The following is a 14,815-nucleotide window of genomic DNA, read 5'->3' as shown; positions in this document are numbered from 1 at the left end:
TAGAAATAAAAAATGCAATTCAGCAACGGGAGGTATGGAATGAGGATTTCAAGACGCCAAGCCCTGGCCTTGGGAATCGCAGCCCCGGCGCTGCTCCGGTTCGGGGAAGCGCGCGCGGCCACGACCCTGAAGATCTCGCACCAATTTCCGGGTGGCACGGCGACCGAGGGCGATTTCCGCGACCGGCTCTGCCGGCGTTTCGCGGCCCTGATCCAGGAGCGCAGCAAGGGCGCGATGACCGCCGAGATCTATCCGGGCTCGTCGCTGATGAAGACCAACGCGCAGGTCTCGGCGATGCGCAAAGGCGCGCTCGACATGAGCCTCATTCCGATCTCCTACGCCGGCGGAGATCTGCCCGAACTGAACATCGGCCTGATGCCGGGCCTCGTCACCGGTTACGACGAAGGCCTCGGCTGGAAGAACAAGCCGATCGGCCAGGAATTCAGCAAGTTTCTCGCCGCCAAGGGCCTCGTCATCATCACCTGGATCTGGCAGGCCGGCGGCGTCGCCAGCCGTGCGCGACCGCTGGTCGAGGTCGCGGATGCCAAGGGCATGAAGATCCGCGGCGGCTCGCGCGAGATGGATCTCGTGCTCCAGGCCGCCGGCGCCTCGGTGCTGTCGCTCCCTTCCAATGAACTCTATGCGGCAATGCAGACCGGCGCCTGCGATGCCGCCCTCACCTCCTCCACCAGCCTGACCTCGTTCCGACTGGAAGAGCTCGCCAAGCATCTGACGACCGGCCGCGCCAAGAGCTACTGGTTCATGCTCGAGCCGCTCGTGATGTCGAAGGCGGTGTTCGATCGGCTTTCGAGCGAGGAGCGCGACGTCATCGTCTCGGTCGGCGCCGAGCTCGAAGCGTTCGGCCGCACCGCGGCGATGGAAGATGACATCCGCGTGGCCAAGGTCTACCAGGCCGCCGGCGCAACCGTGCATGATCTCGACGACAAGACGGTTCAGGCGTGGCGGGAGCTTGCGCGCGACACCGCCTGGAAGGATTACGCCAACAAGAACGAGAACTGCGCCCGCCTGATCAAGCTCGCCATGGAGGCCGGATCATGAGCGCGCACGGCGTCGATCTCGGCCACTCCGTCGTCATGACGGCAGCGCGACCCGGCTCCACGGTGGGACGGATCAATCGCGCGATGATCCTGCTCAACAGGACGATCGTCGTCCTCTGCTCGGTCGCACTTATCGTCGCGAGCACGATCCTGAGCTACAGCGTGGCCGCGCGCTACTTCTTCAACGCGGCGACCTATTGGCAGGACGAGGCCGCGGTGTTCCTCCTGGTCGGCGCCACGTTCCTGTCGACCGCGTTCGTGCAAGCCGGACGCGGCCACATCGGCATCGAGGCTCTCACCGGCTATCTGTCGAAACGCGGCAATGCGATCCGCATGCTCGTGGTCGACACCGCGAGCCTGCTATTCTGCTGCTTCTTCGCCTGGAAATCCTGGACGCTATTCCACGAGGCATGGGTCGACGGACAGGTGTCCGGATCGACCTGGGCCCCGCCGCTGTGGATTCCCTACAGCATGATGTCACTCGGGATGACGCTGATGACGGTGCAGATCGCGCTTCAGCTCGCCTCGCGCCTCGACGGATGGAGGAGCAAATGAGCACGTTTGCTGTCGGACTGATGTATGGCGGGGCCACGCTCGCCGTCATGGCCTCGGGCATGCCGATCGCGCTGGCGCTCGGTGCCGTCGCCGTTATTTTCATGTATTTCTTCATGCCCGCTGCATCGCTCGATACGGTGACGCAGAACGTGTACGAGGAGATGGCCTCGATCACGCTGCTGGCGATCCCGCTCTTCATCCTGAAGGGCGCCGCCATCGGCAAGTCGAAGGCGGGACAAGACCTCTACAGCGCGTTGCACGTCTGGATGGGCCGGATCCCGGGTGGGCTCGGTATCGCCAATGTCTTCGCCTGCGCATTGTTCGCTGCGATGGCCGGATCGTCTCCGGCCACCTGCTCGGCCATCGGTTCGGCCGGCATCCCCGAGATGCGCAAGCGCGGCTATTCCGGCGGCTTTGCTGCGGGCGTCATCGCAGCCGGCGGCACGCTGGGCATCCTGCTGCCGCCCTCGATCACCATGATCCTGTACGCGGTCGCGGCGGAGCAGTCGCTCGGGCGTCTCTTCCTCGCCGGCATCGGCCCGGGCCTTCTCCTGGTGCTGCTGTTTGCGACGTATGCGGTGTTGAGATTCAAGTCCGAATACGCCGCGGCAGAGCGCGCTTATGCCGCGGACCCTGCGCAGCATCCGATCCTTTCGAATGAGCGCTTCACTATGGCGATGCGGTTCGGTGCGCTGCCGCGGGTGCTCCCCTTCGTCGTGCTGCTCAGCGGCGTCATGATCGCACTCTATGGCGGCTATGCGACGCCGTCGGAAACCGCAGGCCTCGGCGGCATCCTGGCGCTGGTCCTGATCGCCTCGATCTATGGCGTGTGGCGCCCGCGGGATCTCGGCCCGATCCTGGAATCGACGCTGAAGGAATCGACCATGCTGATGCTGATCATCGGCATGTCGCTGCTCTACTCCTACGTGATGAGCTATCTCCACATCAGCCAGGCGGCGGCGCAGGCGATCGTCGCGATGCAGCTCTCGCGCTGGGTGCTATTGGCAGCGATCCTGGTGCTGGTGGTCGTGCTCGGCTTCTTCCTGCCACCGGTTTCGATCATCCTGATGACTGCGCCGATCATCCTGCCGCCGCTCAAGGACGCAGGCTTCGACCTGATCTGGTTCGGCGTGGTGATGACGATCGTGATGGAGATGGGCCTCATTCATCCACCGGTCGGACTCAACATCTTCGTCATCAGGAACATCGCGCCGGACATCCCGTTGCGGGACGTGATCTGGGGGACGCTGCCCTTCGTGCTCCTGATGGCGTTCGCGGTCGTCCTGCTTTGCCTGGCGCCCTCGATCTCCACTTGGCTGCCCAACCTGGTGGTGGGCGCCCCGTCGCGTTAACCGAGGAGGCATGAACGATGCTGAACGACACAAGATCCGGACGCATCACGGCGCCCGAGTTCCTGCAAGGGCTCATCGATACCTTGACGCAACGTGGTCGCGCGGTTCTGGGCATCAAGCCGGATCGTGAGCCAGGCGAGGATCGCGATCTCGCCCTTCTGGGTGAAGCGCTGCTCTCCAGGCGCGGCGAAGCCTCCGGCGTTGCGATCGCGCAATCGCTGCTTGCGGCTTTCGAGCAGGCCGGCGAGCCGCAGCGGCTGAAATTCCTCGCCTCGCTCGCCGACCGGTTCGGGCCCGACCGTCGCGCGATCGAGCTCGCGATCGCGGCCTACCAACGCAAGGAGGGCGGCGACGGAAGCAAGCTCGAGGCGCTCCATGCCGCCGCCGAGCCACGCCGGCAGGAGTTGATCCGGCGCCTCAATCTGGCGCCCGGCGGGACTTCGTCGCTGGTTCGCATGCGGGAGGTGCTGCTCTCGCTGCTGCGCGAGCATCCCGAGCTCCAGCCGGTCGACGACGATTTCGTCCATCTGTTCTCGTCCTGGTTCAACAGGGGCTTCCTCGTGCTACGGCCGATCGATTGGACGACGTCCGCCAACATCCTCGAGAAGATCATCAAGTATGAGGCCGTCCATGCCATCCAGGACTGGGAGGACTTGCGCAACCGACTCGAGCCGCCGGATCGACGCTGCTACGCGTTCTTTCATCCGCAGCTGGTCGACGAGCCGCTGATCTTCGTCGAGATCGCGCTCACCAAGGAGATTCCCGGCGCGATCGGCCCATTGCTCGACAAATCGCGCCAGGCGATTGCCGCGCGCGAGGCGACAACTGCCGTGTTCTACTCGATCTCGAATACGCAGAAGGGCCTGGCCGGCGTCTCGTTCGGCAATTTCCTGATCAAGCAGGTGGTGCAGGACCTCGCCCGCGAGCTGCCGAACCTGAAGACCTTCGTCACGCTGTCGCCCGCTCCTGGCTTTGCCGGCTGGGTGCGACGCGAGCTCAAGACAGAGGCCTCCGGCGCGATCGATGAGGAGACGCGACGCGCGCTGGCCGCGCTCGATGACGGCGGCAACATCGCGCAGGCGAAAGAGGCCATCACCGCGCTTGCGGCCTACTACTTCCTGAAGGCGAAGCTGCCGTCAGGCAAGCCGGTCGATCCGGTCGCCCGCTTCCATCTCGGCAACGGCGCGCGCCTGGAGCGGCTGAATTTCCTGGGGGATGCTTCGCCCAAGGGCATGAAGCAGTCCTACGGGCTGATGGTGAACTATCTTTACGCGCTCGAGCACATCGAGGCGAACCACGAAGCGTTTGCGGAAGCCGGCACCGTGGTGGCGTCCGACAAGGTGAAGAAGGCCCTTCGCGCGAAATTGTCATCGCGCGACCTCGTTCCGAGTCCCCAATCCAACTCTCAACGGAAGATCTCGTCATGACCTGGAACCTGTACGACCGCCTGCTTGCTTCTGTGGAGTCCGATCAGTCCATCTGCATTGAGAAGGAGGGCGGCGCGACGTTGAGCTACGCCGAACTCGCCGCCCTCAGCGGCAAGTTTGCGAACTTCCTCGCCAGGATTGGCATTGGTCCGGACCACCGTGTCGCTGCCAAGGTCGAGAAATCCGTCGAGGCCATCGCTCTCTATCTCGCAACGCTCCGCTCCGGTGCCGTCTATCTGCCGCTGAACACCGCCTATACACCGGCCGAAACCGAGTACTTTGTCCGCGACGCGCAGCCGACATTGATCGTGTGCGATCCGAAGGAAGAAGCCGACCTGCGCGCCATTGCTGCCAAAGCAGGCGGCCGGGTCGAGACGCTCGATCACCACGGCAGGGGCTCGCTCGCCGATGCCGCGGCGGACTTCCCGATTGCATTCGACACCGTGGCCAGGGGGAATGACGACCTCGCCGCCATTCTCTACACCTCCGGCACGACCGGCCGCTCGAAGGGCGCCATGCTGACGCACGGCAATCTGGCCTCGAACGCCCTGACGCTGGTTGAAGAGTGGCGCTATTCCAGCAAGGACGTGCTGATCCACGCGCTGCCGATCTACCACGTTCACGGGCTCTTCGTGGCCTGCAACGTCACGTTCGCCGCGCGCGGGCGCATCCTGTTCATGCAGAAGTTCGACGCCGAGCGCATTCTGGCGACGATGGCGCGCAGCACCGTGCTGATGGGCGTGCCGACCTTCTATGTACGCCTGCTCGAGAGCACGAACCTGAACGAGCGCACGACCGCCAACATGAGGCTGTTCGTCGCCGGCTCGGCGCCGCTCCTTGCCGAGACTCACCGCGCCTGGCAGGCGAGGACCGGACACGCGATCCTGGAGCGCTACGGCATGACCGAAACCGGCATGATCGCCTCCAATCCCTATGACGGCCAGCGCATTCCGGGCTCCGTGGGTCGCCCCCTGCCCGCGGTCGAAGTTCGGATCGCCGATCCCGAAAGCGGTGCGGCGCTGCCCGCGGACGAGGTCGGCATGATCGAAGTGAAGGGGCCGAACGTGTTTGCGGGCTACTGGAACATGCCGGACAAGACCGCCGCCGAATTCCGCAGCGACGGCTTCTTCATCACCGGCGACCTCGGCAAGCTCGATGCAAATGGCTATCTGCACATCGTCGGCCGCGGCAAGGATCTCATCATCACCGGCGGCTTCAACGTCTATCCGAAGGAGATCGAGACGGAGATCGACGCCGTCCCGGGGGTCTCCGAAAGTGCCGTCGTCGGCGTGCCGCATGCCGATTTCGGCGAGGGCGTCACGGCTGCCGTGGTCCGGTCGCCGGGCTCGTCCGTGGACGAACGCACCATTCTCGCAGCGCTGTCCGGACGGCTGGCGAAATTCAAGCAGCCCAAGGGCATCATCTTCGTCGAGACGCTTCCGCGCAACACCATGGGCAAGGTACAGAAAAACCTATTGCGGGAGCGCTTTGCAGAGCTTTATTCGGCCAAGGCCGGCCAGGGGAGTTGATACGGACGGCTTGAACGGTCCGCTCCGCAGAGGGAGCGCACCGGGGCGAGCGCCTCTCGGGTCATTGATGGCTCTGGGAGCTTCCACCCCTGCGTTTCGCCCGAACGGCGTGAAAGCGCGCGTTCGTCTGCGGCTTGATGAACAAGGCTGCGACGCTTGGATGATGCTTGCGGATTTCTCTTTCGAGCGAGATCACGCATTGCTCGATATCGTCGGCGCGCTTCTCGTCGGTGAACTCGACGCTGAGGGCGGCGACAATCTCGTCCGGGGATAGTTGGACCGTCAGGAGCCCATTGGCCTGCAGCACCCCCGGCGAGCGCCGGGCGATCTCGAGGATCGACCGCGCAAGCTCAGGGTGCGCGGGCTCACCGATCAGCAGACTCTTGCTCTCGCGGGCGAGCCCGACGGACGTGATCCCCAGCAGAATCCCTATCAGGATCGAGCCGACGCCGTCCCACACGGGTTGCTCCAGCCACACCGCCGCCGCCGTTGCCCCGACCGCAATGACGATGCCGATCAGCGCCGCACTGTCCTCGAGCAGCACCATGAATGCAGGCGGGTCCTTGCTGCGGACAAAGGCCCGATAGTAGCCGAACCGCGCCGCGTCGAAACGGAAACGTCGCAGGGCGACCAGCCACGAGGCGCCCTCGAACAGGAACGACAGCCCGAGCACGACGAAGCTGACGATGGGATCCTCGATCCGCTCAGGCGCGGCAACATGCACGAGGCCCTGATAGAGCGAGACGCCCGAACCGAGCGCAAAGATCACCAGGGCGACGATGAAGCTCCAGAAATACAGCTCGCGGCCGTAGCCGAGTGGATGGGATTCGTCCGCTGGGCGGCTGGCACGACGGTAGCCATAGAGCAGCAGCATCTCGTTGGAGGTGTCGACCACCGAGTGTACGGCCTCGCTCGTCATCGCCGAGCTTCCCGTCCAGATGGCCGCGCCGATCTTGGTGATCGCGACGAGCACATTGCCGGCAAGTGCGGCATAGACCGTGGTCTTCGATGATGATGCAGCGGCCATGTTCACCAAGGCCAGTCCTCCTCTGCGGTCGGCGGACCCGCCGTTACGCACAGAAGGTCAGCGCCATCACAGCAGACGCGGTATCTACGGCGTGCCGCGAGAGTTGGTGCACTCTCGCGCTACGATTTCGCCGTGCCGGGCTCGGCCAACTTCCGATGCTGCTTGGCCAGCATCTCGTTCGGCGTGATGGTGGCGACCGTCGCCTGGATCTTGTTCTTCAGCCCGGTGACGATGTCGGCCTCACCGCGCAGCATTGCATCGAAGCCGGCCTTGGCGACCTCGTAGGCGCCATCCTTCTGCTCGGTGCCAACCTTGGTGTCCATCATGTCGGCGCGGCGGAAGAATTCGGTGTCGGTGGCGCCAGGCATCAGGCAAGTGACGGTGACGCCGCTATCGCGCAGCTCTTCGCGCAGAGCGAAGGAGAACGAGTCGAGAAAAGCTTTGGAGGCGTTGTACACCGCCTCGAAGCTGCCGGGCATGAAGCCGGCGATCGAGCCCGTGATGAGAATGCGCCCGGAGTTGCGTCGCAGCATCGCATTGCCGGCGCGATGGATCAGATAGAGCGTGCCGGTGATGTTGGTATCGATGACGTGCCTGATGCGCTGGAAGTCTTGGTCGAGGAAGGCCCTGCCAAGGCCTATGCCGGCATTGGCCAGCAGCGCGTCGATCGGACGGTCGGCGACCGCGGCGCAGAGCTTGTCGACGCCCTCGATGGTGGCGAGATCGGTCTCGACCGGCTCCACGCTGCCGCCGAACCTACGGAGGTCGACGGCCACCCCCTCGATCGCGGCCTCGTCCGCGGCGATGACAAGATTGAAACCTGCTTGGGCGCAGCACCTGGCAAGTTCCAGGCCGATACCGGTTGAGGCGCCGGTGACGACGGCGAATTGATTGGCGGCCATAGGGCGTATCCTCGCGGGTTGGGATGATGATGCCCAATCGCTCGACCGGCCAGCTGTTCCTATTCCCGCACGGGTCCGGTGCAGTGCGAAGAATTTGCGCGTTGCATAGCAACCATCGTTCATGCCTGAACTTAGATGCCACATGATTGATGGCGGAGGACCGAGATCAAGGCGCTCGTTTGGCATGGCAAGGCGGACATCCGGTGCGACACCGTCACCGACCCGGAAATCCAGGGCCCGCGCGACGCCATCATCAAGCTCACGAGCTGCGCCAGCGCTGTCCGTTTCCAGAGCTTTATCGAGAGGCCACCTGCAACGAGGTGAAATCGAGGCAATGACCAAATCCCGTGACGAACGCGCGTGGTGGCAATCCGCGGTCATCTATGAAATCGCGCCGATCTCGTTCCAGGATTCCAATGGCAACGGCAAAGGCGACCTCGCCGGCTTGATGTCGCGGCTAGACTATTTGAGATGGCTCGGCATCGATGCGGTGTGGCTCACGCCGATCTACCGCAGTCCCTTTCGCGATCTCGGCTATGATATCTCCGATTATTGTTCAATCGACCCGGGCTTCGGCACGCTCGACGAATTCGATCGCCTCGTCAGCGCCCTGCACGCGGAAGGGATCCGGCTCATTCTTGACCTCGTCCCCAATCACACTGCCGACGACCACGCCTGGTTCGTCGAGAGCAGCAGTTCGCGCCACAGCGCAAAGTCCGATTGGTACATCTGGGCCGATCCGGCCGAGAATGGCGGACCGCCGAACAACTGGCTGAGTCGTTTCGGCGGTAGCGCCTGGGAGTGGTGTGACGCGCGGCGGCAATATTACTACCACTCCTTTCTGGTCGAGCAGCCTGACCTGAACTGGCGCAATCCGGACGTAAGGGCTGCGATCGCCGATGTCATGCACTTCTGGCTCGACCGCGGAGTCGACGGCTTTCGTGTCGATGCCAGCGCCGTGCTGATCAAGGACGATCTGTTGCGCGACAATCCACCAAACCCGCAAGCCAAGGACAAGCCGCCGCCGCAACGCCATATGGCGGTATTTACCGACGACCGGCCGGAGACGATGTCGTGCATCGAATTCATCCGTGAGGTGATCGATGGCTATCCGGACCGGCTATTGTGCGGCGAAGTTCAGGGCAAGACCGACCGGATCGGGCACTTCTACGGCAACGATCGACCGCGCCTGCACCTGCCGCTGAATTTCGCGCTGCTGGACTCGCAATGGGACGCGCTGTCGCTACAGGCGACCATCGATGCCTATCTCAACGCCATTCCCAAGGACGCTTGGCCGGTATGGGTGATCGGCGGGCACGACAAGCAGCGGATCGCGAGCAAGATCGGTGCGGCGCAGATGCGCGTGCTCGCGATGCTGTTGATGACGCTGCGGGGAACGCCGTTTTTCTTCATGGGCGACGAGATCGGCCGTAAACGCGTCCCCATTCCAGCCGATCGCATACGCGATCCCTTCGAGAAGCTCGTGCCGGGATATGAACTTTGCCGCGATCCCGAGCGCGCGCCGATGCGCTGGGATGACAGCGAGAGCGGTGGATTCAGCACAGGCAGCCCATGGCTTCCGCTGGGGCCGGGCGATGCGCCCAACGTGGCGCAGCAGAGACGGGACGAACATTCCATCCTGGCATTGTTTCGCGCGCTGATCGCGCTGCGGCGCGAGCATGCCTGTCTTCGCGAAGGCAGCCACGCGCCGCTGCGATCGCAAAACGACGTCCTCGCCTTCAAGCGCGTGACAGACGCGGGCGAAGTGCTGGTCGCCCTCAACATCGCCGCCGAGCCGCGGAGATGGCACTGGCACGGCCGTGGCCGACTGCTGATGTCAACACATCTGGACCGGCCGCGCGAGCCATTGCCGGACGCATCGATCCTGCTTCGGGGCAACGAAGGCGTGATCATCGAGCTCGCGCGGCGATGATCGGAGGAACCATCGGCGCGCCAAGGAGTCTGACCCACGCCTCCGGCATCTGCCCCCTGCTGTCGGACGCACTTTGGACGAAACCGCAGGCCCCGGCGCTTATTCCCCGTTTGGCGCCGGGGCAGCGGCGTGAGCTTGGAGGCTGCCATGGGCAAGGTGAAAGGTCTTAAGCGGCGGATCGCCGGCAAGGCGAAACAGGCCGTCGGCGAGATCGTCGGGGATCAGGAGCTCCACGAGGACGGCAAGGCCGAGGCGGAGCGCGGCCGCGAGGAACAGGGCCAGCCGAGCGAACTCAATCCGCTGAAGAAGCTCCACCAGCTGACGTGAACGCGCCGTCGCAGCCGGCGCTTTAGCAATCAGATGAAGCGGCGTTCTCCTGGGTCTTGCAACCGCTTTGGAGGGATGCATTTCGCGCTTGGCAAGCCCTACGAGGTGCCAATCCGCTCGCCGTCGCTTCATGCGACCTTCAGGGCAGCGGTGCTGTCGGCATCCAGGAATCCCGTAAGCCTGCCCCTGATCAGTCGCTCGGCGTCCGCCATGATGCGGTCGACCAGTTCCTTCACGGTCGGAATGTCGCGGATGAGTCCCACGACCATGCCGCAGCTCCAAGCGCCCGCGTCCATATCGCCGTCGATCATCACCTTCGGATAGACGCCCGCCACCTGGTCATGGATGTCGTCGATCTTGAGGCTTTTACCTTTCTCTCGCTCGATCTCGAGCAAATCTTCAACGCCCTTGTTGTTGAGGACCCGCTCGGTGTTGCGGAGCGCGCGCATGACGAGCCGGGTATCGAGCTCCGAGGCCTGGACCAGCGCATTCTTGACGTTCTCATGCACCGGAGCCTCCTTGGTGGCGATGAAGCGGGTGCCCATGTTCATGCCGGCGGCCCCCATCGCCAGCGCTGCAACCAGGCTGCGCGCATCTGCCATGCCGCCGGAAGCAACAAACGGGATCTTCAGTTCCTCGGCCGCACGCGGCAACAGGATCATGTTTGGCATGTCATCCTCGCCCGGATGGCCGCCGCATTCAAAACCGTCGACGCTGACTGCATCGCAGCCGATCTGCTCGGCCTTCAGCGAATGACGGACGGAGGTGCATTTGTGGATCACCTTGATGCCGCCTGCCTTCAGGGCCGGCATGTATTGTTCGGGGCTGCGCCCGGCTGTTTCGACGATCTTGACGCCACCCTCTCTGATCGCTGCGATGTACTCCGGATAGGGCGGCGCGCTGAAGGTGGGCAGAAAGGTCAGGTTCACCCCGATTGGCTTATCCGTCATGTCGCGGCAGCGCGCGATCTCCTTGGCCAGCAGTTCCGGCGTCCGTTGCGTCAGGCCCGTGATGATCCCCAGGCCGCCGGCATTCGATACCGCGGCGGCGAGTTCGGCGAACCCCACATAGTGCATGCCGCCCTGGATGATCGGATGCTCGATGCCGAACAGTTCAGTGATCGCTGTCTTCACGAATGACCTCCCGCGTTTCCGCTCAGTGGATGATTTCAAACAGTCCCGCCGCGCCCATGCCACCACCGATGCACATGGTCACCACACCGTATTTCGCCTTGCGCCGCCGCCCCTCGATCAGGAGGTGACCGGTGAGCCGCGCCCCTGTCATGCCGTAGGGATGGCCGATCGCAATCGAGCCGCCATTGACGTTGAGCTTGTCCGGGTCAATGCCGAGCTTGTCGCGGCAATAGATCACCTGCACCGCGTAGGCCTCGTTCAGCTCCCAGAGATCGATGTCCTCGATCTTCAGACCATGGCGCTTGAGCAGCCGCGGGATCGCGGCGACCGGACCGACGCCCATCTCGTCGGGTTCGACGCCGGCAGCGACGAAGCCGCGGAAGATGCCGAGCGGCTTGAGACCCTTCCTGGCTGCAATCTTGTCGCTCGTGATCACACAAGCCGAAGCACCGTCGGAAAGCTGACTGGCATTGCCCGCGCTGATGGTCTTGCCCTCGAACACCGGCTTGATCCTGGCCAGGCCCTCGGCGGTCGTTTCCGGGCGCGGGCCTTCGTCCTTTGTCAGCGTCACCTGCTCGTAGGTGACCTCCTTCGTGTCCTTGTTGACGAGCGCCATTCTGGTCGTGAATGGCACGATCTCGTCGTTGAAGCGGCCGGCCTGCATGGCAGCGCCGACGCGGCGTTGGCATTCGAGACTGTATTCGTCCTGCTTGTCGCGACCGATCTTGTAGCGTTCGGCGACGACCTCGGCGGTCTCGAGCATCGACATGTACATTTCAGGCTTCATCGCCATCAATTCATCGTCGACGGCATGAAACCGGTTCATGTGGTCGTTCTGCACGAGGCTGATCGACTCGATGCCCCCGCCGATCGCGACCTCGACCCCATCCGATATCACCGAACGCGCGGCAACGGCGATGGCCTGCAGGCCGGAGGCACATTGGCGGTCGATGGTGGTGCCGGCCACGGTGACCGGCAGGCCAGCGCGGATCGCGCCCTTGCGCGCGACGTTCATCACCATAGTGCCTTGCTGCATCGCGCAGCCCATCACCACGTCTTCCACCTCGCCCGGCTCGATGCCTGCGCGCTTCACGGCTTCGGCCATCACGTGCCCGGCCATGGTCGGGCCGTCCGTGTTGTTGAGCGCGCCGCGATAGGCCTTGCCGACGGCGGTCCTTGCGGTGGAAACGATGACTGCTTCGGTCGTCATGCTGGCCTCTTCTCTTTACGCGGCCGCGTCCAGCTGCGCGTAGCGCAGCAGGTGGAACGCGGGATCGCCGAACTGGATGTTGATGGAGGAGATTCGCTTGAAATAGTGTCCGACGTTGAGCTCGTCGGTCATCCCCATGCCGCCGTGAAGCTGCACCGCCTGGTCGGCGACGAACTTGCCGGCATAACCAATCTTCGACTTGGCGCCTGAGGCGAGCCGCGGAAGTCCCGCATCGCCCGCCGCGAGGCTGAGGTTGAGATGCTGCATCAGGGAGAGCGCCTCCTGATGCGCGATGAACATGTCGACCATCCGATGTTGCAGCACCTGGAAGGAGCCAATGGTGGCGCCGAACTGCTTGCGCGTCTTGGAATATTCCAGTGTGGCGGAATTCAGCTCGCCGATGGCGCCGACGGCCTCCGCGCAGAGAGCGCCGATGGCACGCTCGCGGCAGGCATCCAGCGCGGCGACGCCCTCGCCTTCCCCCCCAGCAATTGCGCGTGGACCTCACGCAGGTCGACCTCGGCGGCCCGGCGCCCGTCGATCGTCTTGAAGCTCCGAAGATCGACGCCGACGGCGCGGCGATCGACCACGAACAGGCTGACGCCGCCGCCGTCGCGATCGTCGCCAGAGGTCCGTGCCGAGACGATCAGATGATCCGCCCAGGGCGCGGCGATCACCATGGTCTTCTGACCGCTCAGAACGTAGTCGCTCCCCTCACACCGCGCCCTGGTCGCGACGTTAGCGAAATCGAACCGGGATGCCTTCTCCGTCCAGGCCAGCGCCCAGATCTTGCTGCCGTCGATGATGCCGGGAATGAAACCCTGCTTCTGCTCGGACGTGCCCGCCTGCTCGATCAGGCCCCCGGCCAGCACGACCGTCTCGACGAAAGGCTCGACGACGAGGTGCCGGCCGAACTCCTGCATGATGATCATGGTCGACAGCGAGCCGCCGCCGAAACCGCCGGCGTCCTCGGAGAACGGCGCAGCGAGCAGGCCGAGCTCCGCGAAGGCCTCCCACTGCTTCCGGCTGAAGCCTTGCTCGCTCGCCACGATCTTTCGGCGCGTGTCGAAATCGTATTGATCGCGCAGCAGACGCTGGACGCTGGATCGCAGCATGTCCTGCTCTTCCGTGAACTGGATGTCCATCCGATCCTCCCGATGCGCCCGCGCCTAAAGGCCGAGCACTGCTTTGGCGATGATGTTGCGCTGGATCTCGTTCGATCCGCCGTAGATGCTGAGCTTGCGCGCGTTCAGGTATTTCTCCGACGCGGTATGTCCGTAGTCGGGGCCCGGCATGAAGTGGTTGGCGCTGGCTGGATGCTCGCGGATCGCAAGGCCGAAATTGCCCATCGCGCGGTGAGTAAGTTCGGTGATGTTCTGGAAGATCTCGGTGCCGCGGATCTTGAACAGCGACGCCGCCGGCCCCGGGTCGATGCCACGCGCCATCTGGGCGACGACGCGCAGTTCGGTCGCCTCCAGAGCCAGCACATCGAGCTCAATGCGGGCAATGTCCCGCAGAAACTCGAGATGTGCCGGATCGTCCGCCGGTATCTCGGCCTTCACGATCTGCTTCAGCTTCCCGATGTAACGGGTCGACCGGCCGATGCCCGCCATGCTGGTCCGCTCGTTGCCGAGCAGGAACTTGGCATAAGTCCAACCCTTGTTCTCCTCGCCGACAAGATTCTCCACCGGCACGCGGACGTCCTCGAGGAAGACGTCGTTGACTTCATGGCTGCCGTCGATCGTGATGATCGGCCGCACCGTCACCCCGGGCGACCTCATGTTGATCAGCAGGAAGGAGATGCCGGATTGCGGCTTCGCGCTCGGATCCGTCCGCACCAGGCAGAAAATCCAGTCGGCGTGCTGCGCCAGCGTGGTCCAGGTCTTGTGCCCGTTGACGATGTAGTGGTCACCCTCACGCACCGCCTTGGTTCTGACGGTCGCGAGGTCCGAGCCGGAGCCCGGCTCCGAATAGCCCTGGCACCACCAATCTTCGCCCGACAGGATTCGCGGCAGAAACTTCTTCTTCTGCGTCTCGTTGCCGAACGTGTAGATCACCGGCCCGACCATGGTCACGCTGAACGCGAGCGGCGGCAGCGTTCCGGCCCGAGAGGTTTCCTGCTCAAAAATGAAGCGTTGCGTGATCGACCAGCCCGGACCGCCGTACTCCTCGGGCCAGAGCGGCGCGATCCAGCCCTTCTTGTAGAGAATTCGATGCCAGAGCAGCGATTGCTCCTTGGTCAAATCGGTCTCGGGATTTGGAACGCGCATTTCCTGCGGATAGTTTTCCGCAATGAATGTGCGAACCTCATCACGAAAGGCGGCATCCTCGCTGGAAAGATTGAGCTCCATCGCAACAGTCT

The 14,815-nt window shown here is 63.9% G+C and carries 14 protein-coding genes; 7 read left to right on the top strand and 7 right to left on the bottom strand.

Annotation, left to right across the window (positions count from 1 at the left end; translation table 11 throughout):
* The first annotated feature begins 39 nt into the window (after positions 1 to 39).
* The 5 genes from dctP to XH85_RS14990 are packed head-to-tail and all read left to right on the top strand — an operon-like array spanning position 40 to position 5,921.
* The gene (gene dctP, locus XH85_RS15010; RefSeq protein ID WP_128932408.1) at positions 40 to 1,059 is read left to right on the top strand and encodes a TRAP transporter substrate-binding protein DctP; all 1,020 of its coding nucleotides are present in this window, start codon (positions 40 to 42) and stop codon (positions 1,057 to 1,059) included.
* The gene (locus XH85_RS15005) at positions 1,056 to 1,613 is read left to right on the top strand and encodes a TRAP transporter small permease (RefSeq protein WP_128932407.1); all 558 of its coding nucleotides are present in this window, start codon (positions 1,056 to 1,058) and stop codon (positions 1,611 to 1,613) included. Before dctP ends, XH85_RS15005 begins: the two co-directional genes overlap by 4 nt.
* On the top strand, positions 1,610 to 2,965 hold the full coding sequence (locus XH85_RS15000) for a TRAP transporter large permease (protein ID WP_128932406.1): 1,356 nt from the start codon (positions 1,610 to 1,612) through the stop codon (positions 2,963 to 2,965). The genes XH85_RS15005 and XH85_RS15000 overlap by 4 nt, the downstream gene beginning before the upstream one ends.
* Before the next feature lie 17 nt (positions 2,966 to 2,982).
* Positions 2,983 to 4,392, top strand: coding sequence for a malonyl-CoA decarboxylase (locus XH85_RS14995; protein ID WP_128932405.1), 1,410 nt, complete (start codon positions 2,983 to 2,985; stop codon positions 4,390 to 4,392).
* Positions 4,389 to 5,921: a malonate--CoA ligase gene (locus XH85_RS14990; protein ID WP_128932404.1), complete on the top strand. Its 1,533-nt coding sequence runs from the start codon at positions 4,389 to 4,391 to the stop codon at positions 5,919 to 5,921. The genes XH85_RS14995 and XH85_RS14990 overlap by 4 nt, the downstream gene beginning before the upstream one ends.
* A gap of 61 nt (positions 5,922 to 5,982) precedes the next feature.
* On the opposite strand, the gene XH85_RS14985 is transcribed toward XH85_RS14990, so the two are convergent.
* Positions 5,983 to 6,948 (bottom strand): cation diffusion facilitator family transporter, encoded by a 966-nt coding sequence (locus XH85_RS14985; RefSeq protein ID WP_128937279.1) that lies wholly within the window; start codon positions 6,946 to 6,948, stop codon positions 5,983 to 5,985.
* Positions 6,949 to 7,067: 119 nt separating this feature from the next.
* Positions 7,068 to 7,850: an SDR family NAD(P)-dependent oxidoreductase gene (locus XH85_RS14980; RefSeq protein WP_128932403.1), complete on the bottom strand. Its 783-nt coding sequence runs from the start codon at positions 7,848 to 7,850 to the stop codon at positions 7,068 to 7,070.
* Between the two features lie 334 nt (positions 7,851 to 8,184).
* Between XH85_RS14980 and XH85_RS14970 the strand changes: the two genes are divergently transcribed.
* Entirely contained in the window at positions 8,185 to 9,783 is a 1,599-nt protein-coding gene (locus tag XH85_RS14970; RefSeq protein ID WP_128932402.1) for an alpha-amylase family glycosyl hydrolase, read from the top strand.
* A 147-nt stretch (positions 9,784 to 9,930) separates the two neighbouring features.
* Entirely contained in the window at positions 9,931 to 10,110 is a 180-nt protein-coding gene (locus tag XH85_RS14965) for a CsbD family protein (protein ID WP_128932401.1), read from the top strand.
* 128 nt (positions 10,111 to 10,238) lie between these two features.
* Here XH85_RS14965 and XH85_RS14960 read toward each other — a convergent pair whose 3' ends face one another.
* The 5 genes from XH85_RS14960 to XH85_RS14945 are packed head-to-tail and all read right to left on the bottom strand — an operon-like array spanning position 10,239 to position 14,804.
* A complete protein-coding gene (locus tag XH85_RS14960; RefSeq protein WP_128932400.1) occupies positions 10,239 to 11,243 on the bottom strand; it encodes an NAD(P)H-dependent flavin oxidoreductase in 1,005 nt (334 codons plus the stop codon).
* Between the two features lie 22 nt (positions 11,244 to 11,265).
* The gene (locus XH85_RS14955; RefSeq protein WP_128932399.1) at positions 11,266 to 12,453 is read right to left on the bottom strand and encodes an acetyl-CoA C-acyltransferase; all 1,188 of its coding nucleotides are present in this window, start codon (positions 12,451 to 12,453) and stop codon (positions 11,266 to 11,268) included.
* Between the two features lie 15 nt (positions 12,454 to 12,468).
* Positions 12,469 to 12,831 carry an acyl-CoA dehydrogenase family protein gene (locus XH85_RS46640; protein WP_245474255.1) on the bottom strand — a complete coding sequence of 121 codons (363 nt, stop codon included), beginning with the start codon at positions 12,829 to 12,831 and terminating at the stop codon, positions 12,469 to 12,471.
* A gap of 11 nt (positions 12,832 to 12,842) precedes the next feature.
* On the bottom strand, positions 12,843 to 13,598 hold the full coding sequence (locus XH85_RS14950; protein ID WP_245473490.1) for an acyl-CoA dehydrogenase family protein: 756 nt from the start codon (positions 13,596 to 13,598) through the stop codon (positions 12,843 to 12,845).
* Between the two features lie 24 nt (positions 13,599 to 13,622).
* Complete coding sequence (locus XH85_RS14945; protein ID WP_128932398.1) at positions 13,623 to 14,804, bottom strand: acyl-CoA dehydrogenase family protein; 1,182 nt, start codon at positions 14,802 to 14,804, stop codon at positions 13,623 to 13,625.
* Positions 14,805 to 14,815: the final 11 nt, after the last annotated feature.

The sequence above is a fragment of the Bradyrhizobium zhanjiangense genome (genome assembly GCF_004114935.1).
Taxonomy (GTDB): domain Bacteria; phylum Pseudomonadota; class Alphaproteobacteria; order Rhizobiales; family Xanthobacteraceae; genus Bradyrhizobium; species Bradyrhizobium zhanjiangense.
Note: the sequence above shows the minus strand (reverse complement) of the source record. Positions and strands in the feature narration are given on the sequence as shown.

What these genes read in the sequence shown, in the direction of transcription:
- XH85_RS15000 (WP_128932406.1), top strand. Translation starts at nt 1,610, where the DNA reads ATGAGCACGTTTGCTGTCGGACTGATGTATGGCGGGGCCACGCTCGCC.
- XH85_RS14950 (WP_245473490.1), bottom strand. Translation starts at nt 13,598, where the DNA reads ATGGACATCCAGTTCACGGAAGAGCAGGACATGCTGCGATCCAGCGTC.
- dctP (WP_128932408.1), top strand. Translation starts at nt 40, where the DNA reads ATGAGGATTTCAAGACGCCAAGCCCTGGCCTTGGGAATCGCAGCCCCG.
- XH85_RS14945 (WP_128932398.1), bottom strand. Translation starts at nt 14,804, where the DNA reads ATGGAGCTCAATCTTTCCAGCGAGGATGCCGCCTTTCGTGATGAGGTT.
- XH85_RS14990 (WP_128932404.1), top strand. Translation starts at nt 4,389, where the DNA reads ATGACCTGGAACCTGTACGACCGCCTGCTTGCTTCTGTGGAGTCCGAT.
- XH85_RS14970 (WP_128932402.1), top strand. Translation starts at nt 8,185, where the DNA reads ATGACCAAATCCCGTGACGAACGCGCGTGGTGGCAATCCGCGGTCATC.
- XH85_RS15005 (WP_128932407.1), top strand. Translation starts at nt 1,056, where the DNA reads ATGAGCGCGCACGGCGTCGATCTCGGCCACTCCGTCGTCATGACGGCA.
- XH85_RS14965 (WP_128932401.1), top strand. Translation starts at nt 9,931, where the DNA reads ATGGGCAAGGTGAAAGGTCTTAAGCGGCGGATCGCCGGCAAGGCGAAA.
- XH85_RS14955 (WP_128932399.1), bottom strand. Translation starts at nt 12,453, where the DNA reads ATGACGACCGAAGCAGTCATCGTTTCCACCGCAAGGACCGCCGTCGGC.
- XH85_RS14980 (WP_128932403.1), bottom strand. Translation starts at nt 7,850, where the DNA reads ATGGCCGCCAATCAATTCGCCGTCGTCACCGGCGCCTCAACCGGTATC.
- XH85_RS14995 (WP_128932405.1), top strand. Translation starts at nt 2,983, where the DNA reads ATGCTGAACGACACAAGATCCGGACGCATCACGGCGCCCGAGTTCCTG.
- XH85_RS14985 (WP_128937279.1), bottom strand. Translation starts at nt 6,948, where the DNA reads ATGGCCGCTGCATCATCATCGAAGACCACGGTCTATGCCGCACTTGCC.